24 protein-coding genes and 1 pseudogene are annotated in these 24,389 nt (G+C 63.0%); 13 read left to right on the top strand and 12 right to left on the bottom strand.

Features of this window, described 5'->3' with window-relative positions:
* Positions 1 to 320: 320 nt before the first annotated feature.
* Complete coding sequence (locus AC1DBN_RS02575) at positions 321 to 605, top strand: hypothetical protein (RefSeq protein WP_314213309.1); 285 nt, start codon at positions 321 to 323, stop codon at positions 603 to 605.
* A gap of 104 nt (positions 606 to 709) precedes the next feature.
* A complete protein-coding gene (locus tag AC1DBN_RS02570; RefSeq protein ID WP_477722515.1) occupies positions 710 to 1,438 on the top strand; it encodes a PspA/IM30 family protein in 729 nt (242 codons plus the stop codon).
* A 327-nt stretch (positions 1,439 to 1,765) separates the two neighbouring features.
* Here AC1DBN_RS02570 and AC1DBN_RS02565 read toward each other — a convergent pair whose 3' ends face one another.
* The 3 genes from AC1DBN_RS02565 to AC1DBN_RS02555 form a co-directional block, all read right to left on the bottom strand.
* Positions 1,766 to 2,191, bottom strand: a complete 426-nt coding sequence (locus tag AC1DBN_RS02565; protein ID WP_157693451.1) for a hypothetical protein — start codon at positions 2,189 to 2,191, stop codon at positions 1,766 to 1,768.
* 400 nt (positions 2,192 to 2,591) lie between these two features.
* A complete protein-coding gene (locus tag AC1DBN_RS02560) occupies positions 2,592 to 2,753 on the bottom strand; it encodes a hypothetical protein (RefSeq protein ID WP_172829948.1) in 162 nt (53 codons plus the stop codon).
* Positions 2,753 to 3,235 (bottom strand): hypothetical protein, encoded by a 483-nt coding sequence (locus AC1DBN_RS02555; protein ID WP_091723964.1) that lies wholly within the window; start codon positions 3,233 to 3,235, stop codon positions 2,753 to 2,755. Before AC1DBN_RS02555 ends, AC1DBN_RS02560 begins: the two co-directional genes overlap by 1 nt.
* Positions 3,236 to 4,144: 909 nt before the next feature.
* On the opposite strand from AC1DBN_RS02555, the gene AC1DBN_RS02550 reads away from it, so the two are divergent.
* Entirely contained in the window at positions 4,145 to 4,777 is a 633-nt protein-coding gene (locus tag AC1DBN_RS02550; RefSeq protein WP_091719779.1) for a PAS and ANTAR domain-containing protein, read from the top strand.
* Positions 4,778 to 5,077: 300 nt separating this feature from the next.
* Here the strand turns inward: AC1DBN_RS02550 and AC1DBN_RS02545 are convergent, their stop codons facing one another.
* The 6 genes from AC1DBN_RS02545 to AC1DBN_RS02520 all read right to left on the bottom strand — a co-directional run bounded on the left by AC1DBN_RS02545 (position 5,078) and on the right by AC1DBN_RS02520 (position 9,628).
* The gene (locus AC1DBN_RS02545) at positions 5,078 to 6,229 is read right to left on the bottom strand and encodes a N(5)-(carboxyethyl)ornithine synthase (protein ID WP_390896644.1); all 1,152 of its coding nucleotides are present in this window, start codon (positions 6,227 to 6,229) and stop codon (positions 5,078 to 5,080) included.
* A 5-nt stretch (positions 6,230 to 6,234) separates the two neighbouring features.
* A complete protein-coding gene (locus tag AC1DBN_RS02540; protein WP_172829950.1) occupies positions 6,235 to 6,381 on the bottom strand; it encodes a hypothetical protein in 147 nt (48 codons plus the stop codon).
* 202 nt (positions 6,382 to 6,583) lie between these two features.
* Complete coding sequence (locus AC1DBN_RS02535) at positions 6,584 to 7,489, bottom strand: diacylglycerol/lipid kinase family protein (protein WP_091719784.1); 906 nt, start codon at positions 7,487 to 7,489, stop codon at positions 6,584 to 6,586.
* Positions 7,490 to 7,501: 12 nt separating this feature from the next.
* A complete protein-coding gene (locus tag AC1DBN_RS02530) occupies positions 7,502 to 7,738 on the bottom strand; it encodes a hypothetical protein (RefSeq protein ID WP_197676713.1) in 237 nt (78 codons plus the stop codon).
* Positions 7,739 to 8,119: 381 nt separating this feature from the next.
* Positions 8,120 to 8,539, bottom strand: coding sequence for a hypothetical protein (locus tag AC1DBN_RS02525; RefSeq protein ID WP_231994255.1), 420 nt, complete (start codon positions 8,537 to 8,539; stop codon positions 8,120 to 8,122).
* Between the two features lie 165 nt (positions 8,540 to 8,704).
* Positions 8,705 to 9,628 (bottom strand): AraC family transcriptional regulator, encoded by a 924-nt coding sequence (locus AC1DBN_RS02520; protein WP_091719787.1) that lies wholly within the window; start codon positions 9,626 to 9,628, stop codon positions 8,705 to 8,707.
* Positions 9,629 to 9,902: 274 nt separating this feature from the next.
* On the opposite strand from AC1DBN_RS02520, the gene AC1DBN_RS02515 reads away from it, so the two are divergent.
* From AC1DBN_RS02515 to AC1DBN_RS02495, 5 genes are all read left to right on the top strand, one after another.
* On the top strand, positions 9,903 to 11,255 hold the full coding sequence (locus AC1DBN_RS02515) for an ABC transporter substrate-binding protein (protein WP_091719790.1): 1,353 nt from the start codon (positions 9,903 to 9,905) through the stop codon (positions 11,253 to 11,255).
* 20 nt (positions 11,256 to 11,275) lie between these two features.
* The gene (locus AC1DBN_RS02510) at positions 11,276 to 12,244 is read left to right on the top strand and encodes a carbohydrate ABC transporter permease (RefSeq protein ID WP_091719793.1); all 969 of its coding nucleotides are present in this window, start codon (positions 11,276 to 11,278) and stop codon (positions 12,242 to 12,244) included.
* A complete protein-coding gene (locus tag AC1DBN_RS02505; protein WP_091719796.1) occupies positions 12,241 to 13,161 on the top strand; it encodes a carbohydrate ABC transporter permease in 921 nt (306 codons plus the stop codon). The genes AC1DBN_RS02510 and AC1DBN_RS02505 overlap by 4 nt, the downstream gene beginning before the upstream one ends.
* A 43-nt stretch (positions 13,162 to 13,204) precedes the next feature.
* The gene (locus tag AC1DBN_RS02500; RefSeq protein WP_477722514.1) at positions 13,205 to 14,263 is read left to right on the top strand and encodes an NAD(P)-dependent alcohol dehydrogenase; all 1,059 of its coding nucleotides are present in this window, start codon (positions 13,205 to 13,207) and stop codon (positions 14,261 to 14,263) included.
* A gap of 244 nt (positions 14,264 to 14,507) precedes the next feature.
* A complete protein-coding gene (locus AC1DBN_RS02495; protein WP_477722513.1) occupies positions 14,508 to 17,960 on the top strand; it encodes a discoidin domain-containing protein in 3,453 nt (1,150 codons plus the stop codon).
* A 207-nt stretch (positions 17,961 to 18,167) separates the two neighbouring features.
* On the opposite strand, the gene AC1DBN_RS02490 is transcribed toward AC1DBN_RS02495, so the two are convergent.
* Positions 18,168 to 18,521: a PaaI family thioesterase gene (locus tag AC1DBN_RS02490; RefSeq protein WP_314213406.1), complete on the bottom strand. Its 354-nt coding sequence runs from the start codon at positions 18,519 to 18,521 to the stop codon at positions 18,168 to 18,170.
* Between the two features lie 184 nt (positions 18,522 to 18,705).
* Positions 18,706 to 18,912, bottom strand: a pseudogene (locus AC1DBN_RS02485) (PfkB family carbohydrate kinase); the annotation flags it as partial.
* A gap of 265 nt (positions 18,913 to 19,177) precedes the next feature.
* Here AC1DBN_RS02485 and AC1DBN_RS02480 point away from each other — a divergent pair.
* The 3 genes from AC1DBN_RS02480 (at position 19,178) to AC1DBN_RS02470 (ending at position 21,300) form a co-directional block, all read left to right on the top strand.
* Entirely contained in the window at positions 19,178 to 19,552 is a 375-nt protein-coding gene (locus tag AC1DBN_RS02480; RefSeq protein ID WP_477722512.1) for a hypothetical protein, read from the top strand.
* A 630-nt stretch (positions 19,553 to 20,182) separates the two neighbouring features.
* Entirely contained in the window at positions 20,183 to 20,662 is a 480-nt protein-coding gene (locus AC1DBN_RS02475; protein WP_091719807.1) for a hypothetical protein, read from the top strand.
* A gap of 449 nt (positions 20,663 to 21,111) precedes the next feature.
* Positions 21,112 to 21,300: a hypothetical protein gene (locus AC1DBN_RS02470; RefSeq protein ID WP_477722511.1), complete on the top strand. Its 189-nt coding sequence runs from the start codon at positions 21,112 to 21,114 to the stop codon at positions 21,298 to 21,300.
* Positions 21,301 to 21,318: 18 nt separating this feature from the next.
* Here the strand turns inward: AC1DBN_RS02470 and AC1DBN_RS02465 are convergent, their stop codons facing one another.
* A complete protein-coding gene (locus AC1DBN_RS02465) occupies positions 21,319 to 22,263 on the bottom strand; it encodes an NmrA family NAD(P)-binding protein (RefSeq protein ID WP_477722537.1) in 945 nt (314 codons plus the stop codon).
* A gap of 215 nt (positions 22,264 to 22,478) precedes the next feature.
* Here AC1DBN_RS02465 and AC1DBN_RS02460 point away from each other — a divergent pair, with 215 nt between their 5' ends.
* Both AC1DBN_RS02460 and AC1DBN_RS02455 read left to right on the top strand, forming a co-directional pair.
* On the top strand, positions 22,479 to 23,528 hold the full coding sequence (locus AC1DBN_RS02460) for a 3-carboxyethylcatechol 2,3-dioxygenase (RefSeq protein WP_477722536.1): 1,050 nt from the start codon (positions 22,479 to 22,481) through the stop codon (positions 23,526 to 23,528).
* Positions 23,525 to 24,385 carry an alpha/beta fold hydrolase gene (locus AC1DBN_RS02455; protein WP_477722510.1) on the top strand — a complete coding sequence of 287 codons (861 nt, stop codon included), beginning with the start codon at positions 23,525 to 23,527 and terminating at the stop codon, positions 24,383 to 24,385. The genes AC1DBN_RS02460 and AC1DBN_RS02455 overlap by 4 nt, the downstream gene beginning before the upstream one ends.
* The last annotated feature ends 4 nt before the right edge of the window (positions 24,386 to 24,389 follow it).

Below are 24,389 nucleotides of genomic sequence, written 5' to 3'. Positions count from 1 at the left end.
TTGGCTGGAGAACGCGGCCGACCCGTCGTGAAGTGTGGGGGACCGTCCTCATCATCGCAGCGGCTTTCTGCGCTTGGGCGTACCAAGCCATCTACGACGAATACCGAGCTGGTGCCAGGGAGAAGCTGCTCCTCTACGTTGGCTTCCCTGGGCACTCCATCGCTTCGTGGTTTCTGGTGGTGGCAATCCTCTGCGGGGCTGTCGGGCTGTCCTCGCTTCTGCCGGCGTTGATCAGGCGCATCCCAAGAAAGGTCCCACGGCGGGTCGTAGGCTGGGCCGCGGGCGTCGCTGGTGTCGCCTGCGTGCCGTACTTCGGCCTCATGCTTCTTTTCTCCGGCCTTGGCGCGTTGGGGGTCAGCGACACCATGAAGATCACGGCAGCCGACGGACGGTCAGTTCTTGTCACGCAGGACGGTTTCGACGGTGATGCCGTCGACATCTACACCGAATACGACGCCCACCACTACAAGTGGATCCGCAGCGCACCCGAACTCTCCGGAGGGCCACGGGTGAAGGACCAGCACTGCCAACTGAACGATGCCATCACCGGCCTGCAACTCACCTGTGGGGTCCACACCTTGGTTCTGGACTCGACCAGGCAGTGACGGCCGCGCGAAGGGTGACCATGCAGGTATCCCCGTCCCGGCGTTGGCCGCGGCTGTAGCCGGACACATAGAATGCGAATGCTGTCCCCGATAGAAAGACCCTCGTGAAGCAGAGTATTTTCACCCGCGTCGCCCAGCTCGCCAAGGCTAACCTGAACGCCCTCTTGGACTCGGCTGAGGATCCCCAGAAGTTGCTTGACCAGATGGTCCGTGACTACTCGAACAACATCCGCGAGGCAGAGGCCGCGGTCGCGCAGACGATCGGCAACCTCCGGATGGCTGAAGACGACCACAACCGGGCCGTGAACGAAGCCAACTCTTGGGGCAGCAAGGCGATCGCTGCGTCCCGCAAGGCTGACGAGTTCCGGGCTGCCGGCAACAGCGGTGATGCGGACAAGTTCGATGCCCTTGCCCGGCTGGCTCTTCAGCGGCAGATGGCCGCCGAAACCACCGCCCAGGCCCAAGCGCCGGGCCTGGCCGCGCAGAACGAGGTCGTCGACAAACTCAAGAGCGGCCTGGACCAGATGCGTGGCAAGCTCGGGGAGCTGACCGCCAAGCGCAACGAGCTGGTCAACCGGGCGCGGGTCGCCGCCACCCAATCCCAAGTCAACGACGCCCTCAAGGCCCTGGACACCGGGGACCCGACGTCGGCCATTGGCCGGTACGAGGAGAACATCCGCCGCCAGGAAGCCACCGTCCGCGGCCAGCAGGAAATCGCCGCCTCTTCCCTGGACGCCCAGTTCGCCTCCCTTGAAGACCTCGGCGAGCAGACCGAAGTGGAAGCCCGCCTCGCCGCACTCAAATCCATGGACCGGAAGGCCGTCGACGGCTAAAGGAAACTACCGGGTTGTTCAAAGCGATCAAGTATGGGGAACTGGCCCGACCGCCGGAAGTCACGTCCAACGAAGACCATTCCGACGATGTAGACTCGTCCGCCGCAGGCCGATAGCCACCGGATCGGACTCTCGAAGACTGCTGCCTGCTGAAACGGAAAGATGAGCATCGCGGGGGAGTAGACCTGCTGGGTCGCGAGTCCTTTCCAGGGGCAGCACCGAGAGGCATCGCAGCTTTTGACCTGAGCCTATGGGGGCGTGTGCGGGGCGATACGCTCTGGGCGGATTGCCGACCCGAAAAGTGCAGGACTGTGCGCCACTCGCTGGCTATCCCGTCGTGCCGTTCCCGCGAGAATTCAGTTTCAGGCGCAACCTGGCAACGATCGCAGGCAGGCGCTCGAAAGGCTCTGGGGTCGACAACTCGAAGATTGCCTGGGCGATGAGGTCCCGGTCATTGGCATCGAACCTGATGTCATCCAGTGACTGGACCGTCTGGGCCCATTCCTCGAGGGAGGCATCGTCCAGGTCTCCGGCGACGTAGCGTGCCAACACGTGCTGGAGGTGGTGGACTGTGAGGATGACGGGCCTGACGCCAGTTCGGCCGCTGCCGGCAATGCTGCTCCGTACGCCGGTGAGGGGCTGACTAAACGCCACCAGATCCTTCAGGGCCGCTTCACGGCGGCCCATCCGTCTCCGCCGCACGAGGGCTCCGATTATCCGGTACAGGAAATAGAGGATGAGGAGGGCTGACATGGCTCCTACTATCGTGGCGGCCGGCCGTCCGATGACAGGACCACTTTCACAGAAGCTTTCCCCGTAGCCGGGCACGTAATCGACGCAGCGGCCAACCTCCATGAGGGACCACGGGAGCACGAAGAATGTCACCACAAGAATGCCCACTGCCCAGGGCCACGCTTCGCTCCAGGGCCACGACGGCTCTTTGCCCCGTTTCACCCTTATACGTCCAAGGTGGGGTTGGCGCCCCTTCTACTGGAGGTCCAGCGGACAATTGCCCAGGTTGCCGCCGAGAGCAGAACGACGACCATTCGGGTTTCCGTGCCGTTAGGGGCCATCCCGAGTAACTCCAGAACGTAGGAAATTGTAAAGACTGCGACAATCATCCCGGTGATGGCGCCGAGCCAGGCACGTGCGCTCATCGCTCGTCTCCGCTGGTGAACTCGACCTGGCTCTTCTGCTCCCGCCGCCCGTCCGCTTGGAGGATACCGTCACGTACAGCGGCGCGGATGACACTGTAGAGGACGTAGAAGAAGACGGCCGCAATGACCACAGTCAGGACCAGGCTGTCGAGGGGCATCATGCTGATCCTTTCTCGGGCCAATTCATTTGCACGTTGGTGGCGGCCTCCCGCAGCTTTGTGCCGTCCAGGACGACGGAGGTCTCCGGGAGCCCAAAGTCGAGCCACTGCGCCAGGAGACGCAGTTCTCCGGCGGGAGGCAGGGGCCATATCCACAGGTTGCCCGTCCCGGTCAGTTCATCCTCCCCACCGCCACCGCCGCCATTGTTCAGGACGATCGTTGGAGGCTCTGGTTCCTTCTCATTGCCTCGGAATCCGTAGGGGCTATGAAGCCCACTGCTGGCCTTGGACCCGTCGGGGAGCTCGATGCCGAACATCAGGCCCGTCGTTCGGGTCTGGCCGCGGAGAGGGCCGGGGCCGAACTGGAAGAACATGGAGTGCAGCGCAGACCAGTCCTCGTCGTCCTGCTCTCCGCGCCGGATGAGCCAGGACAAGCTGACGGAGCAGCCCGTGGAGAACACTTCCGCACTGCGAACAGCCATGACAAGGCTCGGACTGCGGTGCAGAAACCTGCCCAAGTGCACGGCCGCGGGCAGCTCGTAGTAGGTGGGTGGCCCCATCCACGGAGGCGGTTCGTGCCGGGTTGACCGCGGCCGGGGCTCAGAATGGGGAACGGGGAAGCTCTGGAAAAATGTCAACGGAACCCTCTTTGCTGCACTGGCTGCGACCGACCAGCGGAGCAGCGGTCTGAGCCGCTCTGGATCCCCCAATCCGTCCTTACCGGCCCAGTCTAGCGGGGGCCCCGCAAGGACCGTCAGGACACGTCCGGTGCCTGCGCGGTGTTCGTCAGAGGACGGGAGCGTGATAGAGAGCTTATGGCCTCAACGGTGAGGATGGGGGCTACTCGGCGACCGGACAGGGGGGACGATGCCCTGAACAACTTCCCGAACGGGCCACCCTGCTGCCCGGCTACATCGAGTCGCTCACCCTGACGGGTTCACCGCCGTCGTGCGCTTCGAAAAGCCGGCACTCCGTTTAGACGCCCTTCACCGGGAGCTTGATAGTCCGTGTCCGGAAGCGTCAGCCATCTTCTGGTATGAGCCAAGCGTTGCCGAATTTCTGCGCAGGACCCGCTAAAGCACCACGGCTCACTGCTCATAAATGAATGAGGACAACCCGGCGTTGTCCCTGTGGGCAGGATGCTCCATCAGCTGACCTTTATACGGCATGAAGAAGAAGGCATCCAGGGGCGGCAGACTTTCAGCAGCCGGCCCGGGGCATGCCCGTTGGTCTTTTCCCGAACGCCCCTCACGGGGGTTCTGCGCCAATCCCCAGACTCGAATCGTGACGCACGTCCTGTGCGTCATGCTTGCCGGGCGGTTGTTGTAATCTATCTCTTGAATTCCGGCTCAGCAGGGGGGCTGGCTCCCGTCGCGTCGAATGGTCCTTGTTTGTCATCCCATGTTTCCCTGGGCGAGAGTGCGTCCAGTAACCTTCCGCACCATGCTTTTCTTGACTGCCCCACGGGACTGGTCGAATACTCCTTCGCCGATGACCGGTTTCACTGGTCTGACGGGCTTTACCGGATCTACGGCTATGAGCGCGGGGACGTCGTTCCGTCAATGGAGATGGCGCTGGCCCATATTGAGCCTGAGGACCGGGAAGCGGTCCAGGCATACTGGGATCATGTGTCGTCCCATGGTGGCCCTTCCTCGATTTACATCTCCATCCGGGACCGTAAAGATCGGCAGCACAAGCTGCTCTTGACAGCGGACTATATCCTCGACGGCAGCACACCGGTGGGCGTTTGGGGCGCGGTAGCTGACATTACGCAGTCCATCCATACCGACCGGCACCAGCTCGCCACCGAAGCCGTGGCCGCATCGGCGCTTAATCGGGACTTCATCGAGCAAGCCAAGGGCATCCTCATGGGAAAAACCGGGATCAGCGCGGACAGAGCATACGAGCTGATGAACCAAATGAGTCAGGACAAGAACCTGAAGGTACATGCCATCGCCCGGGAAATCATAAACCGGGCAACCAGCCCCGGTGGCGACCCAACAGCTGAGAGAGCAGACGAATAGCCCCTGGGCCGCTTTCAGACGCGTGATGACTGACGGCTCTACTCCGTTGTGAAGTTCAGTCCCAGCGCTATTCCTCATCGGTTGTGCACTTACCCTTAGCCGCCATCGCAATTCTCTCAGCTGAAAGTTTGGCACGAGCGATACGCCTGGACAGGTGAGAAGCACAAGACGGGGATCCGCGCCCTGCACACATGTCAGTCAAGCCCAGCAGGTTCGCCCTTTACATGCACGGGCCAGCAAACCGCCCGCAGCAAGCGGGAAACCGACCGCCCACCGCAGGCGATGAAGTGGTGTCGACTTTTATGCGGGCAGTGGGATGTGCGGGTATTCCCGCTGCCGGTGCTGGAACTGCAGCACGTCCTGGTTCAGGACCACGCCGTCGCGGATTTCGATCGCACGGCTGATGGTCTCGTTTTCCGTCCACGCTGTAGGGCCGGTGATCACGGTTTCCAGGAAGGGCAGCAGTGCTTCGCTGATCTCCCAGCTGGAGGATTTCCAGAGGTATGAGGGGCTGTGGTCCACCGCGTAGTAATCGATGTGGTCACCAACGGTGAACATCGGTTCGGCGAAGGTGGTGGTTTTCGCCCAGCTGAAGCCCATACCTTCATCGCAGGAAACATCCACGATCAGGCTTCCGGGCCGGAAAGCGTCCAGGTCCTCGGCCCGCAGGTACGTCAGGGGTGCGTTGGGGTTTTGCAGGGTGCAGTTGACCACGATGTCACTGGCGGCGAGGAAGGGCGCCAGTGGGACCCGCCCTCGTTCAGTGATGACCTCGCTGAGGAAGGGTGCTTTGGGGTCGTGATCGAACTGGACGATCCGAACGGAATGGATGGGCGAGCCCACGGCGGCGATGCCGCGGTTGGTCAGGACCTGGACGTCATGGATGCCGTGGGCGTTGAGGGCCGTGACGGCGCCTCGGGCTGTTGCGCCGAAGCCGATGACGACGGCGCTGAGTCGCGGGCCATAGTCTCCAGTGGAGCCGGTCAGGGCCAGGGAGTGCAGCACGGAGCAGTAGCCCGCCAGTTCGTTGTTCTTGTGGAAGACGTGCAGCCCGAATCCGCCATCGCTGGCCCAGTGGTTCATCGCCTCGAAAGCAATCAGCGTGAGTTTCTTGTCGATCGCCAGCTGGGTAATGGCCCGGTCTTGGACGCAGTGCGGCCAACCCCAGAGGACCTGACCGTCATGGAGTTCGGCGAGGTCTTCGGGCTGCGGCTTGGGCAGGAGGACGATGTCGGCCTCCTCCAACAGTTGAGCCCGCGGGGCGATGCGGCCCACGAGTGGTGCCAGGTGGGAGTCCGGCAGGCCGAAACGCTCGCCGTAACCTTCCTCGAATATCAGGTGCTGCCGGATTTCGGGGTCGATCCGGCTCAGGTGAAGCGGGTGAATCGGCAGGCGCCGTTCGTCAGGTTTTCGGGTGCCGGACAGGACGCCGAGGCTTAGGTAACCGGTCATGCCGGTCACTTCCTGGTGGGGCTGGTCGACTTGGCGGTGGCCTTGTCCCCGGATGAGGGGGGTGCCGCCGCGGCCTTTTTGTCGGCGCGCTTTTCCTTGATGGTTTTTGCGGACTTCTTGGATGCTGTTTGGCGGGGGGATTTGTCAGCCATGATTGCTCCTGTAGCGGAACCGAGAGGTTCCTGACTTCGAACGATACAGGTACCGGCCTAACCCGCCCTCGGAGCCGCCGAGCGGATCCCGAAGTGTGGGCCGATTGTGGAAGGTGTGGCGGCAGGATGGGTCACGAATGCGTCGTCCCTGCAGTGGCTCCCGGGTGGCTGGCCTGCCGGGTAGCGGCCAGGGACGCATGGCTTAGATGACCGCCAGGGCGCCCTTGGAGCTTTCCACAAGAACGGTGGTGGAGGCGGGAAGATGCCTGACCTCGCCGTCGATTTGGCAGGGAACGGCGTCCCGTGTGGCGAAGGCGTATCGGCTGACGCTTGGTTGGTTCCCGAGTCCCAGGGTAACGGCCCGAAGGGTCATCAGGGCCATCTTCCAGCGGCCGGAGTGAGGTAGCGTCACGACCTCGAATCGGCCGTCATCGGGGCCGACGGACTCGCTGACTGTCCCATACTTTGCCATCCGCGAAATGTTGGCCAGTATCAGGCTGTCCAATCGGGCGGTGGCCCCGTCTGCCCGGACGAGCTCGAACGGACTTAGGTGCGTGAGCGTGCGTGCCACGGACACGAGTTCGAGGATTTTGCCCTTTCCGCCGCTCTCGATGCCGATTGCCATCAGCGGCGTAAGCCCGAAGCCGATATACGAGTGGGCGTAGTGGACCTGTTCACGCTGACCATCCCCAAAGGTAATGCGCAGCAGGTCGATGTGACGGACCGGGTCGTTCCGGACAGCCTCCGTCAGTGGCCTGTCAGGCATGCTGCGGTGGTGGTCGTTGGCGTTACCTGCCGCGACGACGGTGCACACAGCTTTGTTGCCTGGAACGTCCATCACCCCATTGACGACCTCGTTGTACCCGCCGTCGCCGCTGACTGAAACAATGAGCGGGGACCCTGTGGCCGCGGCGGACCGTGCGAGGTCCCGTGCGTGCCCCGCAAAGCCGGTGGGCAGCACATCCACCTGCAGATCCGGTATGCCAGCAGCAAGCTCCCGTTGCAGGTCGGTGATCCTGGCGGTCATGCCGGCCTTGCCCGGGTTGAAGACCAACACGGCCCTGTCAAAGCGGTCTGCAGGTTGCCTGCCGCGGTAGCTCGCTGTCATCGCGATTCGCAGCTATCGACTGGCCAAGTCGTCTGCTACGCGGCGAAGGTCCTGGACCCACCCGGTCGAACGGCTGGGCGCTCCCGAATTGGCTTCAAAGTTGCCAAGCGCTTCGGCAATGCACTCCAGTGCTTCCGAGATATTGGCCTTGACCGCTACATAGCCTTCTTCCGAGCGGGGGTCGGAAGAAGCCGAAGCCAATAGTTCCGCTCCGGACTTGATGACCAGCGAAGCCTCATATTCGTTCACCCCTGCACCTCGTGGCTTTCCTCGTGTTGGACGTGCCGATACTGCTCGTCAGCACAACCATACAGCTGCGGTACCAGGCCGGGTTGATCGCCCGCATCGCCATGAAATGCCGTGTTCGAAGGGCCCCTGGTGAAGCGATGAGCGACCTGATTATCCGGGCGAGTTCCTCGGCGGAGGGTTCGACGGCGTCGGCTGCTTTCAGGAGCGCGGCGGACCGGGCGTCGTGGCCCAGGGCAGCCCACGCTGGATGGGCGGCGACGGCTGCTTCGTGGGCTCTTTCAGGTAGTCGGGATCGTGGTTATTGCGTCATCCACGGCACATTGGGGTGGGTCTGAGTAGGAGTCTGCGCCCGCTGGCGGGATCGCCTGACGCATCGGCTGGTCATTTGCTGAACACGATCGAGTCGAAGACGGCGCGTGCCTCTCTTGTCAGGTCAGGATTGATCGATTCGTGGAATTGGACCACCCAAAGCACTCCGCGCTGGCCGTTCATGTCGACCACCCGGTAGGTTTCGCGTTCAGCGGCGCTCGAGTACCAGCGTGTGCATTCGTGGGAGAGTGATGAGTGGATGCAGAACTTGCCGCGGTCGCAGGCTGTGATGTCCACGTCGCCCTTGACGGCGTGGTCGAACTCCACGCCGGAGTAACCGCCCAACATGACCCTGACGGGGGGAGTGCTTGCCGTTGACGTCTGCGCCGTGATCGCGTCAACGAAGACATCAGGCGACGGACCGACCTCGACGAGCGCGTCCAGCCACGCGCATGAGTCCGTCGGCACATATTTGCCGGGCCACCAACCCACGAAGACCCCCCATTCATCCGGGTGATTCGGGTCGTCCTTGGCCAGACCTTCGCCGTCGGTGCTGGAGAACCCGTGACAATGAAGAGTTGCACGCGGATCATTGACCCGAGGGCCCCACAGCATCACCATCAAAACGATGAGGGCGATGCTGCCGCTGCAAAACCTTCAGAGCTGGACACGCTGCCGGAACTGCCGCGGAGTTTCACCCGCGTCGTTGAGAAAATGCCTGTTGAAGTTGGACAGATTCGAGAAACCGACCTCGTAGCAGATCTCGGAAACAGCCTTGTCACTGTGCTCCAGGAGCCGCCTGGCATGGGCCAGCCGGAGTTTTCTGACAAGGTCGCTGAAGTTCTGGCCCGTGGCGCGTTTGAAGTACTTCGAAAAGGTCGGCTCTGTCATACCCACCAGTTCCGCGGCCTCGGACATCTTCACGCTGCCGGCATGGTTGCTGAAGACGTACTCCAGGACAATGTCCACAACCGCAGCCGCCTGCCCGTCGAGCTGGGGCCGGAACCAATCGTCGGCAAGGTAGCGTCGTTCATTTTGCGGGGCCCGGGCCAGCACCACAAAGAGTTCCATCAGGTGGCCCAGCCGCGCCAGCCCGGCGCTGGCCCCCATCGCCTCGATCGAAGCGGCCGCCGCCGCCGCGGAGGGTCCCAGAAATTCGATTCCCCGCTGGGATTGCTCGAGCAGGGGCTTCACCTCGGCCATTTCAGGGACCAGTTCAGCCGTCTGTTCCACCCATTTTCCGTCGAACTGGATCACTGCGTCCCTGTTCTCCAGCACTTCGCCGGCTTCGAGGTCGCTGACCCAGTCGTGCGGCAGCCCGGATCCGACGAGAGACACATGGCCTGCCTCGAACGTGCCGATGTGGTCTCCCACAATGAACTTGCCTGTGCCTTTGCGGATCAGGTGGATTTCGTACTCGGGGTGGTAGTTCCAGCGTGCCACTGGACTGGGATAGCTGTGCTCCACCCACCGCACCGAGTGTTTGGGATCGGGTGGAACTATCTCACGGTTGGCGCGCATGCCCAGCAGCCGCTCGGCCAGCCGGGCGGCGGCTCCATCGGCAGTGTTCGCGGCAGTCATGGTGGTTCTCCGTACCATCGGGCGCCTATGCATTCTGGACGCATTTTCCAAGGTCCTTCCCCAGAGTAGCGCGATACACGTCAAGCACGGCAGAAAATTAGTATCAGAAAGCGGCAACCAGGACGCTAGTTGTGCCTCGCATCACGGGCCTACCCTTGAGGTACTTCAACGGCCCAATCCGATCCCGATGGACCGCCCACGTTTAGCCGACGCCCCTGCGCAGCAGTGAAGGTATTTCGGCTCCGCACCTCCCCGAAGAACAAAGGAGTCCTTAATGCGCCCGAAAACGCGCGCCGTAATCCTGTCAGCCGGAGTCCTCTGCATGGCCATGAGCGTCTCGGCCTGTGCAGGTGCCGGCGGGGGCAACTCCGCCGGAGACCCGAAAAGCATCAGCGTCCTGATGGTGAACAACCCCCAGATGGAGGACCTGCAGAGGCTCACCGCAGAAAACTTCACTAAGGAAACCGGAATCCGGGTCAACTACACCATCCTGCCGGAGAACGATGTCCGGGCTAAGATCAGCCAGGAGTTCTCCAGCCAGGCGGGACAGTACGATGTTGCCTCGCTGTCCAACTACGAGATCCCGTTCTACTCGGCCAATGGATGGCTCGCCCCGCTGGACGACGTCGCTGCCGATCCTGGCTTTGAGCAGGACGACATCCTGCCCGCCTACACCGCGTCCCTGACCGGTGAGGACGGCAAGCTTTACGGCGAACCGTTCTACGGCGAGTCCTCCTTCCTGATGTACCGCAAGGACATCCTGGACGCCAAGGGCCTGACCATGCCTGCCAAGCCCACCTGGGATGAGGTCGCCGCCATCGCCGCTAAGGTGGACGGCGCAACTCCTGGCATGAAAGGCATCTGCCTCCGCGGCCAACCGGGCTGGGGCCAGGTCTTCGCACCGCTGACCACCGTGGTGAACACCTTCGGCGGGACCTGGTTCGACAAGGACTGGAACGCGCAGGTCAACTCCCCGGAGTTCACCGAAGCAGTCGAGTTTTACACCACGCTGGTCCGCGAGCACGGCGAAGCCGGTGCCGCGCAGGCCGGGTTCACCGAGTGCCTGAACAACATGAGCCAGAGCAAAACCGCAATGTGGTACGACGCAACATCGGCCGCCGGCGCCCTCGAAGCCGAGGACTCCCCGGTGAAGGGCAAGATCGGCTATGCCCAGGCACCCGTGAAGGAAACCAAGTCCTCCGGCTGGCTCTGGACCTGGTCGTGGGCCATGCAGGCCGCGTCCAGGAAACAGGACGCTGCAGAAAAATTCATCGCCTGGGCCAGCTCCAAGGACTACGAAGCCCTGGTGGCGGACAAGCTCGGCTGGGCCAAGGTCCCATCCGGCAAGCGCATCTCCACTTACGAGAACACCGAATTCCAGAAGGCGGCGCCGTTCTTCGAAGCCGAGCGCTTCGCCATCGAGAACGCCGATCCCAAGAACCCCGGTGCCCAGGAACGCCCCGCCGTCGGCATCCAGTTCGTGGGCATCCCCGAATTCGCAGCCCTGGGCACCAACGTCTCCCAAGGCGTGAGCTCCGCCATCGCAGGCCAAGGGTCTGTGGCTGACGCGCTGGCCAAGGGTCAGCAAGCCGCCCAAAAAGTCGGCGACAAGTACAAGCAGCCTTAACCGAACCGCAGGAGAACATCATGACTACCGCAACGGCGCGCATCTCCCGCCCGGGACACACCGCAGCCAAACCATCCCGCAACGCCAGGTCACGTGAACGCGCCCTGGCCTGGGCACGGCGTGCACCACTGCTCCCGGCCCTGCTCTTCCTCATCATCGTCACCCAACTCCCATTCGTGGTGACGCTGATCATCTCGTTCTTGAACTGGAACAGCCTCAGCCCGGACAAGACCGCCTTCGCCGGCCTGGAAAACTACGCCACAGTCCTCACCGATCCCGACCTGCGCCAGGCAATCTTCACCACCATCCTCCTCACTGTTTCCGTGGTGCTCATCAGCCTGCTCATCGGACTCGGCCTGGCCCTGCTGCTGGATAAGAAGTTCATGGGCCGCGGCCTGGCCCGCACCCTGCTGATCGCCCCTTTCCTGGTGGTCCCCGTGGCCGCGGCCCTGATCTGGAAGCACGCCCTGCTCAACCCCACCTACGGCCTCATCAACGGCATCCTGACCTGGGTCTGGTCGCTGTTCGGCATCACAGCGGCGCCGCAGCTGGACCTGCTTTCACAGGCACCGATGATGGCTGTGATCCTTTCCCTGGTGTGGCAGTGGACACCCTTCATGATGCTCATCCTCCTTGCAGGACTGCAGTCCCGCCCCATGGACACTGTGGAAGCAGCCCAGATGGACGGCGCCACACCCTGGGCGATCTTCCGCCACCTGACCCTGCCCCACCTGCGCCAGTACCTGGAACTCGGCGGGCTGCTCGGCGCGATCTACATCGTGCAGAACTTCGACGCCGTCTTCACCCTCACTGCCGGGGGACTGGGCACCGCGAACCTGCCCTACGCCATCTACCAGACGTTCTACTTCGCCAACGAATACGGCCTGGCTTCCGCCGCCGGCGTCGTGGTGGTCATCGGCACCATCATCGTGGCCACCTTCGCACTTCGCACCGTCTTTTCACTCTTCAAGAAGGAGGCAGCACGATGAGCACCCTCACCCCCGCCGCACCGCAGAACACACCACCGGGTCCCACCGCACTCAACACCGGCCGTACCCGCCGTCGGGGCAAGGCACGCATGGACCCCACCCGCAACAACACCGCCGCCGGCATCGCCGCCTGGCTGCTGGCCCTCCTCTTCGCCGTCCCGGTCCTGTGGATGGTCCTCACCTCGTTCCACTCCGAGACCGACGCCGCCACCAACCCGCCGTCTGTCGCCGCGAATCTCACCCTGGACGCGTACCGGGAGTTCTTCGGCGAAACCTCCGGCGTCAGCCCGTGGCCGTCGTTGATCAACTCCGCCACTGCCTCGATCCTGTCCACGGTCCTGGTGCTGCTCCTGGCCTTCCCGGCCGCTTACGCGCTCTCGATCCGGCCGGTGAAGAAGTGGACCGACGTAATGTTCTTCTTCCTCTCCACCAAAATGATGCCGGTCGTCGCCGCGATCCTGCCGCTCTACCTCTTCGCCAGAACTGTGGGGGCCTTGGACAACATCTGGTTCCTGATCCTGATGTACACCTCCATGAACCTGCCCATCGCCGTCTGGATGATGCGCTCGTTCCTCGCCGAAGTGCCGGAAGAAATGCTGGAAGCCGCCCAGATCGACGGCGCCAACCTCCTGCTCATCCTCCGCAAGATCATCGCCCCCGTCGCTATGCCCGGAATCGCCGCCACCGCGCTGATCTGCTTCATCTTCAGCTGGAACGAACTGCTCCTGGCCAGGGTCCTCACGGGCGTTGTCGCAGGCACGGCCCCGGTCTTCCTCACCGGCTTTGTCTCCGGGCAGGGACTCTTCCTCGCCAAAGTCTGCGCGGCCGCCGTCGTGATCTCCCTGCCTGTGCTCTTCGCAGGCTTCGCCGCCCAGGACAAACTCGTCCAGGGACTCTCCCTCGGCGCTGTCAAATAGCCCGCCAGTTCCCCACCACAAATTTTTTTCAAGGACTACTTCGATGACAACAACAACCGCACAGTCACCTGCCACCGGCTCCGGACTGCCCCCCACGATGCGCGCCAACATCCTCAAAAGCCAAGGCGACATGGCGATGGAAACCCTGCCCCTCCCGCAGCTCGACGCCGACCAGGTCCTGGTGCAGGTTGCCGCCGTCGGCGTGTGCGGCAGCGATGTCCACTACTACGAGCACGGCCGGATCGGCCCGTATGTGGTGGACCACCCGCTCATCCTCGGCCATGAACTTTCCGGCCGGATCGCCGCCGTCGGCAATTCCGTTGACCCCGCCCGCATCGGCCAGCGCGTCGCCGTCGAACCCCAACGCCCCTGCCGCACGTGCAAGCAGTGCAAGGCAGGCCGCTACAACCTCTGCCCGGACATCGAGTTCTACGCCACCCCGCCGATCGACGGCGCCTTCGCCGAATACGTCACCATCCAGTCCGACTTCGCCTACGACATCCCGGACAGCGTCAGCGACGAGGCAGCCGCCCTTATCGAACCGCTCTCCGTGGGCCTCTGGGCCTGCGAACGTGCGGAGATCAAGCCCGGCAGTAGGGTCCTGATCACCGGCGCCGGCCCCATCGGCATTATCGCCGCCCAAGCCGCCCGGGCCTTCGGTGCCACCGAAATCTACATTTCGGACATTGCCGAAGACCGGCTCGCGTTCGCCTTGGAACACGGCGCCACGCACGCCATCAACGCGAAGACCGACAGCGTCGAAGGGCTCGACGTCGACGCGTTCATTGACGCGTCCGGCGCACCGCAGGCGGTCCGTTCCGGGATCAAGGCAGTGGCCCCGGCCGGACGGGTGATCCTGGTGGGGCTGGGTGCCGACGACGTCGAGCTGCCCGTCTCGTTCATCCAGAACCGGGAGATCTGGCTCTCCGGCGTCTTCCGCTACACCAACACCTGGCCGCTGGCCATCCAGCTCATCGCTGACCGAAAAGTTGACCTGGACATCCTGGTCACCGGCAAGTTTGCCCTCGCTGAGTCCGAAGAGGCCCTCAAAGCCGGCAAGCAGCCAGGCCAACTCAAAGCCGTCGTCTACCCGGGCCGTTAGCGCAGCTCGTGATCGCACCCTGGAAAATGACAGGGCGGCGAGCGCAAAACCCGGAACGGTTCGGATCAACCTTGTTCGAGCATGTTCGAGTGCATTGTGACCCCCGATTCAGGCTCGTAGTCTCGGGGTGCCCGGCCTTCCTGAAGCTCCCGGCACACAGCACCCGACACCCCGACGATGAGGTCCCTCCATGGCGTTATCCGCACACAGAATCCGAAGGCCGGTAGCCGCCCTGGCAGCAGCCGTGACCGCAGCTGCCGGCCTGGCCCTCCTGCCGGCAGCTCAGGCAGCAGACTCAACTGCCGTCACCGTTACACCGAACCCTGCCAGCCGCGGGGAAGCTTTTGAAGGCTGGGGCACCAGCCTTGTCTGGTTCGCGAATGCGACTGCGGGATACTCACCGGAGCTGCGCGAAGCGCTGTACCAGAAGGTCTTCGGTGAGGACGGCCTGAACCTCAATATTGCCCGCTACAACGTGGGCGGCGGCAATGCCCCGGACGTCAAGGACTACCTCAACGATGGCAGCGCAGTGGAGGGCTGGTGGAAACCGGTCACTGAAGCTTCACCCGGCCAGCCGGCGTCCAACCTGTACAACCCGGACGGGAGTGTCGATAAGGCCCAGGCCAACAAACTCGCTTTCCTCAAGGCCTGGAACCCGGATGATCCTGCGTCCTACAACCCCGACGCCGATCAGAACCAGCGCTGGTGGGTGGAGCGTTTGGCCCAGGACCAGCAGATCACGCACTGGGAAGCGTTCAGCAACTCGCCGCCGTGGTTCATGACCAAGAGCGGGTACGTGTCCGGTCAGGTCAACACTGCCAAGGGCGAGAATCTGCTGCCCGAAGCGGAAGGCAAGTTCGCCGCCTACATGCGCCACGCCGTCGAACTTCTCGAAAACGGCAGCGGGATCACGGTGGACACCATCGATCCCTTTAACGAGCCCAACTCCGGTTACTGGGGCACGGACATCAACGCCGCCACCGGGAAGCCACCCACCACCTACACGCAGAAGCAGGAGGGTGCGCTGATCTACCCGGCGGCCCAGGACCGCGTGACCAAACTTCTCGCAGCCGAGTTGGCGAAGGGGAACACGGACGCCGTCATCTCCGCGATGGACGAGACCGACCCCACCAAGTTCATGACCAACTGGAACGGCTACAGCCAGGAAGCCAAAGACGCCGTGGCACAGCTCAACGTCCACACGTATGGCACCAATGACCGTCGCCGTGTCAGGGATCTGGCAGGCTCCACGGACAAGCCGCTCTGGATGAGCGAGGTGGGCGGTTTCTGGACCGGCAACCCCGCCCTGGGCGACTCAACCAGCGGCTGGGACCGCTCCAACATCACCAACGGTCTGGGCATCGCGAGCCGCATGGTCAACGATCTCCGCGAACTCGATCCCAACGCCTGGGTGTTCTGGCAGCCCGTGGAGGACACGTACAAACAGGAGAAGGCAGACAAGGGCTGGGGCTCCATCTACATCGACTTCGACTGCAACTACGCCGGCCGCGAGGGTTATTCGAACCGCCGGATCAACGACGGCGACACCCCGGACGCCGCCAAGTGCAAGGTCCTGACCAACCAGAAGTACAACACCACCCGGAACTTCACGCACTACATCCGCCCGGGCGACTTCCTCATCCAAAACAACGACCCTAAAACCGCCAGCGCCCTCCGGGCCGACGGCAACGGCGCCACACTGGTCCACTTCAATGACACGCCGACGCCGGAGAAGGTCACCATAGACCTCAGCCGCTTCGGCAGCATCGCGCCCGGCGCCAAGGTCACGCCTGTGGTCACCACCAAGTCGCCGCTGGACGACATCGAGAAGAACGCGCTGGTCAAGGGCACGCCGGTGCCGGTCAATGCCGGGACGAAGTCTGCGACGCTTGAGGTTCCTGCCGCGTCTGTGGTGACGTTCGTCGTCGACGGCGTCAGCGGAGTTTCGGGCGACGCCGCACCTGTGCAGGACGGCCATAGCTACCACCTCAGCGGCGAAGCGAGCGGCAAGTACCTGACTGCGGTCCCCGGTACCGGCGCATCGATCCAGGATCTGGGCTCGGATGCCGCGGGTGTTGCTCCGCAAATCTGGACCTTCAACGCAGTGGACTCCGGCGATGAGTTCGCCAACGACCGCCGCTGGGTTGTCACCGGCGCGGACGGGCGGGTTCTGACCGGCAGCGGCGGCGTGCTGAACGGGAGCCAATCGGGTGCGGCTTCGCTTGCTTCGCTGACGCTGGAGCAGGCCAAAGCCAGTCCTTCGGCACAGTGGATAGTGACGACGGAAAACGGCAGGCAATGGACCCTGGTGAACGCCGCCGCTGCCATCGCCCTTCAGGTTTCGGGCAACCAGACAGCGGCTGGGACACCTGTTGCCCTGGCCTCCTCAACGGGCACCACTGCAACAGCTCTGGCCAGCCCGCATCAAGCATGGGCGTTCACTGACATCGCCGATCTGAAGCTGCTGGGTGTCTCGCCCGTTGAGATGAGCACGCCCGTGGGGACAGCTCCCGTTTTGCCCACCAGCGTCACTCCCGTATATGAGGCCGGCCCCGGCAGGCCGCTGGCCGTGACGTGGACGCCCGTTGACCCTGCCTCCTGGCAGAAAGCCGGCAAAGTGACGGTTTACGGTTCCGGCGTGGACCCGTATGGTCAGGCATTCGAAGCTGTCCTGACCGTCACCGTAGGTGCTTACATTGCTACCGATCCCGTTTCGGTGACTGTTGGTGCCGGCGCATCCCTGGCTTCCGTGCAGGCCCTGGCTCCCGCTACTGTTCCTGGCCAGATCGCGGACGGACCTGCCCGAAACCCGCTGTCCGCCAGTTGGGATTGGTCTTCCGTGACCGAATCCTCGCTGCAAGCCACAGGGAAGGTGACAGTTTCCGGAACCGCCAACGGACTCCCGGCCACCCTGACCGTCATTGTGGTGGACCACGTTCCTGTAGCCAACATCTGCAAGGACGACCCCGCCACAACAGCCACAGCGTCCTACACCGAGGGCTCGTACATCGCCAGGAACACCTGCGACGCCAACGCCTCCACGCGCTGGTCCAACTGGGTGAGCGGCGGCCGCGTAGGCGATTCGTTGAGCTACGGCTTCGCACGCGATTACACCGTCTCATCGGTGACCGTCACGTCTGCGGAGAAGGCTGCAACAAGCCTCAGGGTCCAGTACCAGGATGCCGACGGCGCATGGAAAGACACATCGGCAGGGACCGTGACTGGCCTCTCTATCACATCGCCCATCACGGTCTCCTTTGACCCAGTGACCACCCGCGGCGTCAGGGTTTCCTTCGTCACCACGGCCTCATACACCAAGGTGGCTGAGGTGGCCATCGCCGGAACCCGTTTGGCTGACGCCGGGCTCGCCGACCTCGGCAGGCTCCTCGTCAACCAGGCGTCGGTGGTGGGCTTCTCTCCCGGAACCACCGACTATCGGGCGCTGACCCCGACGGCGACTCCCGCCGTCGTCGGCTACCCGCTGGACACGAACGCGAAGGTGACGGTCCTGCAGGCAACGGCGGAAAGCCCGACGGCGGTAGTCACCGTGACTGCCCCGGACGGAACCATAAAGGAGTACCGGGTGGCGGTGCCCACCGGCAAAGACGCGTGCAAGAACGATGGCTGGAAGACGAGCCCTTCGCCCGTGTACAAGAACCAGGGGCAGTGCGTGAGCAGCTTCGCCGCCGGTTTGTAGGACTCCGGACGCTACGAGGCCCCCTTCGACAGAGTCGCGAGGGGCCTCGTTGTATCAGGAAACGGTGAGTAGGGGCGCCGCTGCTCACCGTTGCGAGGAGTGGGTCAGTACTCCGAACCCGTCCCAAAAACAACAGTGTTCACACTCAATTCTGATTCTTGCTTGCGCCTGGGGTGCACTTCAACCGAGGAGTGGTGGCGTTGTTTGTCATACCTCGATGGGAAAGACGAGGAGAGACCCAGTGGCAGTCGCGACCAGCTTTCCGTTGGCGTCAATGACAGCTCCGTCGGCGAAGGCTACGCGCCTTCCTGCCTTGGACACGGTGCCTACACACGTCAACGTGCCGCTGTTGGCCCGCACGGATCGAAGATAGTTCACCTTTATCTCGATGGAGGTATACCCAAGCCCCTTTGGCAGTGTTGTCTGTACGGCGCAGCCCAGGGCTGAATCGAGGAGAGTGCACACCAGCCCTCCGTGAACAGTGCCGATCGGATTGTAGTGGGATTCATCCGGATCGCAGGTGAAGGTGGCTGTTCCCTGCGCAGCATGGACCAACGTCATATTCAGTAGTTGGCCCATGGGCGGGGGGCAGCTTTTTGCCCATCATCGAGTGCATGTATTCCAAGCCACTCATGCCCGGCATCGCTGCCACGCCAGGTGCGGGATCGTCCCATGAGATTAGCTTTTGGCGCTCTTTCACTGCTTCTCCTTTTGAGGTGCTATCCCGGGGCAAACGGCAACATCTTTCCCTGGTCGGGGGGGTGGCGCCTGACCGGGACATTGTGATCGCGGCTGCAGCGGCCGCTGTTCGTCCAATCTGTTCAAGGACTGAGGGTGCGCAGCCGTCGGTTCCGCGGGTGAGGAGTCCCAGTATGAGGGCGGACATGTAGGAGTCGCCGGCACCTACAGTGTACGCAACCTTCGAGATCACTGCCGGAATGCTGACAGGCGCTGGGGCATCGAAGACTTGCGGGCTATGGGGACACCTGCCCTGTGTGTCCTCGGTTTGAGGGTCGCTGGCAGGCTTGATTCGGAGGAAACGCCGGCCCTGGTAACCCGGCGTGCGCCCCTAGGGTCGCCTCCAGGATCGCTGCCTGGTACCCCGTGGTGGCGGGTTAGCATTAGGTCTGCCCGGGCTCTCCGGGATGGGCGAGTAAGAGGGGGTGCCCGGGTTGCGCTTGCACCGCGCCACAACAGCCTGCTTAGCCGCCTTGGCCATGCTGACGCTGACGGCCTCATCGTGCGATGAGCGGCCGTTCACGCGCGAGGACGCCATGGCTGTTCCGCACTCTGTGATCCAGGTTGGCGAGTATCGCGATAAAGACTGGGAGTACGTCGACAGCAACGGAGTGACGCAGAAGCTCAATAGATGCGAGGACGAAAGCCCTTGGACCGTCGAATACAGGTGCACGTCTCCTGATGGCGCTGTCGAGCTGACCTTCGATAACTCGAAATACGACAGGATGAAGGGTGCCGTACTCCACATCGATGACAAGGACGTGCCTCTCGACTGCATCAACGGCGGCTTTTGGACCGACGGGAAGATGTTCTGCATGCCGAACTCAGCGACTCCGGAGCCGACGAGGAACTAGATGCTTGGATCGGGCCCCTTCCGGGTCGCCTTGCTGCTTTCCCTCGAATTGCCCAATGGCAGCTTCAGCGGCGTGCTCGCCTGGCATTCCCTGATCCATCGGGCACCAGCGGCGCTGCCCATGGCTCCCACGGAGTTCCAACATGTTCTCTGGTCAGAAGGGCGCCTACTCGTGGGATCCGTTCAGGGAAAGGCCGGCGACGTGTTGGACAATGCAGCGACCGAGGCGTACTAATGGTCCATCGACCAGACGCGTATCGTTAGCACGCCGGGACGCCTCCCCGAAAGAGCCAGGTCACGGCGGACCTCTACGGACACGATTCCCGTCGCAGCCAAGGAAGCAACAGGGGCGACAGCATCCAATAACCCGGTGCCTCCAGTTCCACCGAAAGCCCAAGAATCGTGCAACACGCTTCGTTTTCCGCCCGCCGGCAACGCCAAATTTAACTGGTGATCCACGGTATCGCCGCCCTTTGCAACTGATCGGTGTCCCCGGGTTTTGTAGTCCACGCTGACGGTTGGGTCTCTATGCTGGCCTCCGCCATAATCTCGCTGTCAAAGCCCCAAAGGCTCTTTTCAAGCTGTCCTGGCGCGCCTAAGCTGCCCCCACGATCATCCACAGGAGGCACCAATGCGGACAGCAAAAGCACGGACGGAAACTGAGCAGGTTCGTCGTCTTCCGGAGAACCTCAAGTCTCAGCTCGCCAAGGGCGGGGAATGGGCCACCCCCGGGGTCCAGGCAGCCCTCCAGAGAGCGGTAGCCGGACTGGATACCGGAATCGAAACCGCCTCCCCGCGGCTTCAGGCGCTGTTGCGGCGGCTGGCAGATGAACTGGCCGGCAGCGTGGAGACCCTCACACCCAGGGTGCATGAACAACTCATGCGGGTCGGGCCACGAGCCGCTGCGCCGGTCCCGATCCAGACCAGGAAATCCCCGTCGCGGATCTGGTGGTTACTCACAGGAATCGCCTGCGCAGGAGCCGGGGCAGCGGTGTGGCAGTTCAGGAAGGCATCCAAACCCGAACCATCACCATGGGTCAACACCGAGGAACTGAAAGCCAACCGCGCTGATACCAACGTCGACGCAGACCTGACTTCCGGCCGGATGTAGAAGCGTGTTCCGGGAGAACCGGCATTAGGATCCGGACGCCTTCACGGCGCCCAGCCAATCAGCACCAGTCCTACAGCTTCGTAGACTCATGAGGGACCCCAAGGGTCCTGACGCCTTCATCTCCAGCTTGTCCAACGAGAAACTGGCGCAGATGCTGGATGCTCTTTACCGACGCCTTGATACTCCTGTGCCTGAACTGGGGACTGTTTATTGGTACGAAGCTTGCCTTGACCTGAGTCTGCGCGGGCACGGGCTGGACCGGACGCGATCGGATGAGGAGGCCTCCCACACATGAAGCGCCCCCGGGAGGACAAGCCACTTCCGGGGGCGTTGAGTTCAATACTGTCCGGCTGCAGCCTTCTGCTGGTGAAGGATCACCTCCTGTTCCTCTTCGCTAATCGCCGGCCCGGACAGTTGTGCTCTTGCGCTGTCATCGTGCGACGGGGATCTTGAGCGCTTCGACGAGTTCGGCGCACGGGCTCGCCGACCTGGGCAGGCTCCTCGTCAATGAGGCATCAGTGGTGGGCTTTACCCCCGGAACCACCAGCTACCGGTCGCTGAACCCGACGGCGACTCCCGCCGTCGTCGGCTACCCCCTGGACACCAAAGACAAAGTGGAGTGCAGGCTGCTGTTGTAGTGGTGAGCATGGCACCGGTCAGGCTGGCGGCCGGCTCACCATAGTCGGGGCAATCACGTCGAAACCCAGATGCGCTTCGAGGACATTCCGGACCGAGTTCCATTCATGCGGGCCGTAGCGGTCGTTGTTGACGTGACGGAGCTCCGCTTCGCCGCTGAACATGCTGACGAAGTACTGCATGCCCTGCCACGCGGGGAAGGTCTCGTCTTGGTCCCTGGACAGACGCCGGCCGATCTTGCTCGCGGCCGCTAAGAGACCGGTGGTACCGGCCCACTGCAGGGAGAATGGCGTTCCGGTGAGCTCGCTCATGGTGCGGGCGATACTTCGCGCCGTAACCCGGTCGCCGGCTATCTCGACGACGCGGGGCGCGTCCTCGTCGAGGGCGACAAGAGCGACGGTGCGTGCGACGTCGTCCTTGGTGGTGAAGTCGAGAATCTGGTCCGGTGAGGACCAGAACAGGATCCGGCGACGCTCGAACAGGATCATGGGCGCCTGCCCGGTGAGCATGTCTGCGAACGCTCCGTTCAGCACTGACGTCACGCGGATGGGGGCAGCGTCGAGTTCAGCGGCCAACTCGCGACGCAGCTCGAAATTCCGGTTGCTGCCCGGGGTGATCCGGCGATAATCCGCAGAGTAATCCGATGGGATAAAACGTGCCACCCCTGCTTCGATGGCGGCCGCGAGGAGCGCCCGCTGCGCGTCGATGATCACCGGACGCGCACCGCTCACGGCCGAGATCACTGTTTCGACGCCCGACAGGGCTGAGACGAGGCCGGCTGGATCTGTGTAGGCGACCTCGTGTATCTCCACCCGGTCATTCCCGCCGTAGATGGCATGGGCTTTCCCGCTTCCGGGGCGTGTCAAGACCCGGACCAGGCTGTCGCGGAGCAGGAGTTCGCTGACGATGCGTTGGCCAAGGTCTCCGGTGGCTCCGGCGACGAGAACCGTGATGTTTTTGATGATCTGCTCTTCTCGATAGCAATAGGCGGTGGGACGCGGGCGGGAGGGGCCGAAACCTCCAGGTCAATCGCCCATGTCGAAGTCTAGGCCGACGTCTTCCGGGGAGTGCAGTTCCCGCAAGAGAGTGAGGTGATCCGGGCAGTCGGCAATACGGCTGCGATCGGCATCGGGTCCCTGGCCACGACGGTGACGGAGACTCCAGCAGGCCGGTGTTGACAATGCCGCCTGGTATGTCGGCCTTTGCGTCAAACCTTGCCAATGACGAATCTAGAATCTACACTCTAGGGAACGGCCAGATGTGGTCGAGGTCACTGAGAGGGAAAGCAATGTCGCTTGCACTTGCCGCGTTGTCACACGCGCCATCATTTGGGAACGTCGATCCGGGCGGGACGATTTTCGCGGAAATAAATGAAGCCTTGGGAGAAGTCCGTTCGTTCGTTGAGGACTTCGCCCCGGACGTCACCGTCATCTTCGGCCCGGACCACTTCAACGGCGTGCTCTACTCGATGATGCCGCCGTTCGCCATTGGGGCGCAGGCTGTCGGTGTGGGGGACTACGGGACCGGTGAAGGTCCCCTCCCGGTGGATTCCGAGACGGCACGGGAGCTGCACGCGCTCACCATTGCGCAGGGGATCGACATTGCCCGTTCGGAGCGTCTCGAAGTTGACCATGGCGTCATGCAGCCGCTGGAATTCCTGTTCGGCCCGGGCTTTGCCAATCCGTTTGTTCCCGTGTTTGTGAACGCCCTCGGCAAGCCCCTTACTCCTATGGCCCGAATCCGCCTCATGGGTGAGGCCCTGGGCCGTGCTGCCCAGCAACTGGATAAGCGCGTTCTCCTTGTGGCCTCCGGCGGGCTCTCCCACAACCCGCCGATTCCCGAGTACGACGGCTCGCCGGAACCTGTCCAGCAGCGATTGGTCTCTTATGCACCGTCCAGAGAGGACCGGGCAGCCCGCGAAGGAAAGATCATCGAGGGCATCCAGGCAATCGCGGATGGCCGGGCATCCAGTGCACCCCTCAACGAAGAATGGGACCAAAAGCTGATGAAGGTGCTCCGCTCGGGTTCCCTGAGTGACGTGGACGGCTGGGACAACGACGAATTCATCGCTGAAGGAGGTAGCGCGGCGCACGAGATGCGTTCCTGGATCGCGGCCTTTAGCGCATTGTCGACGGCGGGCGCCTACAACATGGTCGTGGACCGGTATTGGCCGGTCAGGACGTGGGGCGCAGGTTTCGGCATCACAGCTGCTCTTCCCCAGAACTCATGACCCAGGTAACCATGTGGGGAGAGATTGCCGATTTTCCCCACACCCTTGAGTATGTCCAAGTAGGACCATGGCGTACGCGGGTGCTGACCGTGGGCGCCGGAGAACAAACCCTGGTCCTCCTCAACGGCACCAGCGGGCACATCGAAGCGTGGACCCACAACATCCGTGCGCTGGCGCAGAACTACAAGGTCATCGGTTACGACTACCCAGGGCATGGCTTTTCAACGCTGGCTGAAGCCGACTTGGAAATTCCGGACTACGAGGAGCATCTCCTGGCTCTTTTGGACGTTCTCGGCCTGGGTAGTGTGCACCTCCTGGGCGAGTCCCTCGGTGGGTGGATCGCCATCAAGTTCGCTGCGCACCACCCCGACCGCCTGCAAACCATAGTCCTGAGCGCTCCCGGCGGCCGCATGGTGGGCCCTATATCCATGGATCGCGTCAGCCCGGTGAGCCGCAAGGCCGTGGAAGACCCCAGCTACGAGAACGTCAAGGCACGGCTTCAAGTGGTCATCCACAATCCCGAACAGATCACGGACGAACTGGTGGAAGTACGCCGTGCCGTCTACAGCCGGCCGGGCTTCATCACCTCCATGGAGCACATCATGGCGCTCCAGGTTCCGGACATCCGTGCGCGGAACCAAGTGACCAAGGAAGACTACGCTGCCATCCCGGTGCCGGCCTTGCTCGTGTGGACGGACCATGAGCCGACCGGCGGCGTGGCAACGGGGGAGACCCTGGCGGCGGCAATCCCGGACGGCGAATTCGCGCTGATCCGCAACGCCGCCCATTGGCCGCAGTGGGAGGATCCCCGCACCTTTAACGAAAAAGCACTCGACTTCCTCAGTAGAAAGGCCTGATGAG

This window comes from Pseudarthrobacter sp. 10T415 (genome assembly GCF_056394175.1).
Note: the sequence above shows the minus strand (reverse complement) of the source record. Positions and strands in the feature narration are given on the sequence as shown.

Excerpts from the sequence above, each read along its gene's own strand:
- AC1DBN_RS02560 (WP_172829948.1), bottom strand. The coding sequence starts at position 2,753 with ATGCCCCTCGACAGCCTGGTCCTGACTGTGGTCATTGCGGCCGTCTTC.
- AC1DBN_RS02510 (WP_091719793.1), top strand. The coding sequence starts at position 11,276 with ATGACTACCGCAACGGCGCGCATCTCCCGCCCGGGACACACCGCAGCC.
- AC1DBN_RS02475 (WP_091719807.1), top strand. The coding sequence starts at position 20,183 with ATGCGGACAGCAAAAGCACGGACGGAAACTGAGCAGGTTCGTCGTCTT.
- AC1DBN_RS02555 (WP_091723964.1), bottom strand. The coding sequence starts at position 3,235 with ATGGCTGTTCGCAGTGCGGAAGTGTTCTCCACGGGCTGCTCCGTCAGC.
- AC1DBN_RS02490 (WP_314213406.1), bottom strand. The coding sequence starts at position 18,521 with ATGACGTTGGTCCATGCTGCGCAGGGAACAGCCACCTTCACCTGCGAT.
- AC1DBN_RS02535 (WP_091719784.1), bottom strand. The coding sequence starts at position 7,489 with ATGACAGCGAGCTACCGCGGCAGGCAACCTGCAGACCGCTTTGACAGG.
- AC1DBN_RS02545 (WP_390896644.1), bottom strand. The coding sequence starts at position 6,229 with ATGACCGGTTACCTAAGCCTCGGCGTCCTGTCCGGCACCCGAAAACCT.
- AC1DBN_RS02500 (WP_477722514.1), top strand. The coding sequence starts at position 13,205 with ATGACAACAACAACCGCACAGTCACCTGCCACCGGCTCCGGACTGCCC.
- AC1DBN_RS02460 (WP_477722536.1), top strand. The coding sequence starts at position 22,479 with ATGCCGCCTGGTATGTCGGCCTTTGCGTCAAACCTTGCCAATGACGAA.
- AC1DBN_RS02455 (WP_477722510.1), top strand. The coding sequence starts at position 23,525 with ATGACCCAGGTAACCATGTGGGGAGAGATTGCCGATTTTCCCCACACC.
- AC1DBN_RS02565 (WP_157693451.1), bottom strand. The coding sequence starts at position 2,191 with ATGTCAGCCCTCCTCATCCTCTATTTCCTGTACCGGATAATCGGAGCC.
- AC1DBN_RS02480 (WP_477722512.1), top strand. The coding sequence starts at position 19,178 with ATGCTGACGCTGACGGCCTCATCGTGCGATGAGCGGCCGTTCACGCGC.
- AC1DBN_RS02515 (WP_091719790.1), top strand. The coding sequence starts at position 9,903 with ATGCGCCCGAAAACGCGCGCCGTAATCCTGTCAGCCGGAGTCCTCTGC.
- AC1DBN_RS02575 (WP_314213309.1), top strand. The coding sequence starts at position 321 with ATGCTTCTTTTCTCCGGCCTTGGCGCGTTGGGGGTCAGCGACACCATG.
- AC1DBN_RS02505 (WP_091719796.1), top strand. The coding sequence starts at position 12,241 with ATGAGCACCCTCACCCCCGCCGCACCGCAGAACACACCACCGGGTCCC.
- AC1DBN_RS02540 (WP_172829950.1), bottom strand. The coding sequence starts at position 6,381 with ATGGCTGACAAATCCCCCCGCCAAACAGCATCCAAGAAGTCCGCAAAA.
- AC1DBN_RS02520 (WP_091719787.1), bottom strand. The coding sequence starts at position 9,628 with ATGACTGCCGCGAACACTGCCGATGGAGCCGCCGCCCGGCTGGCCGAG.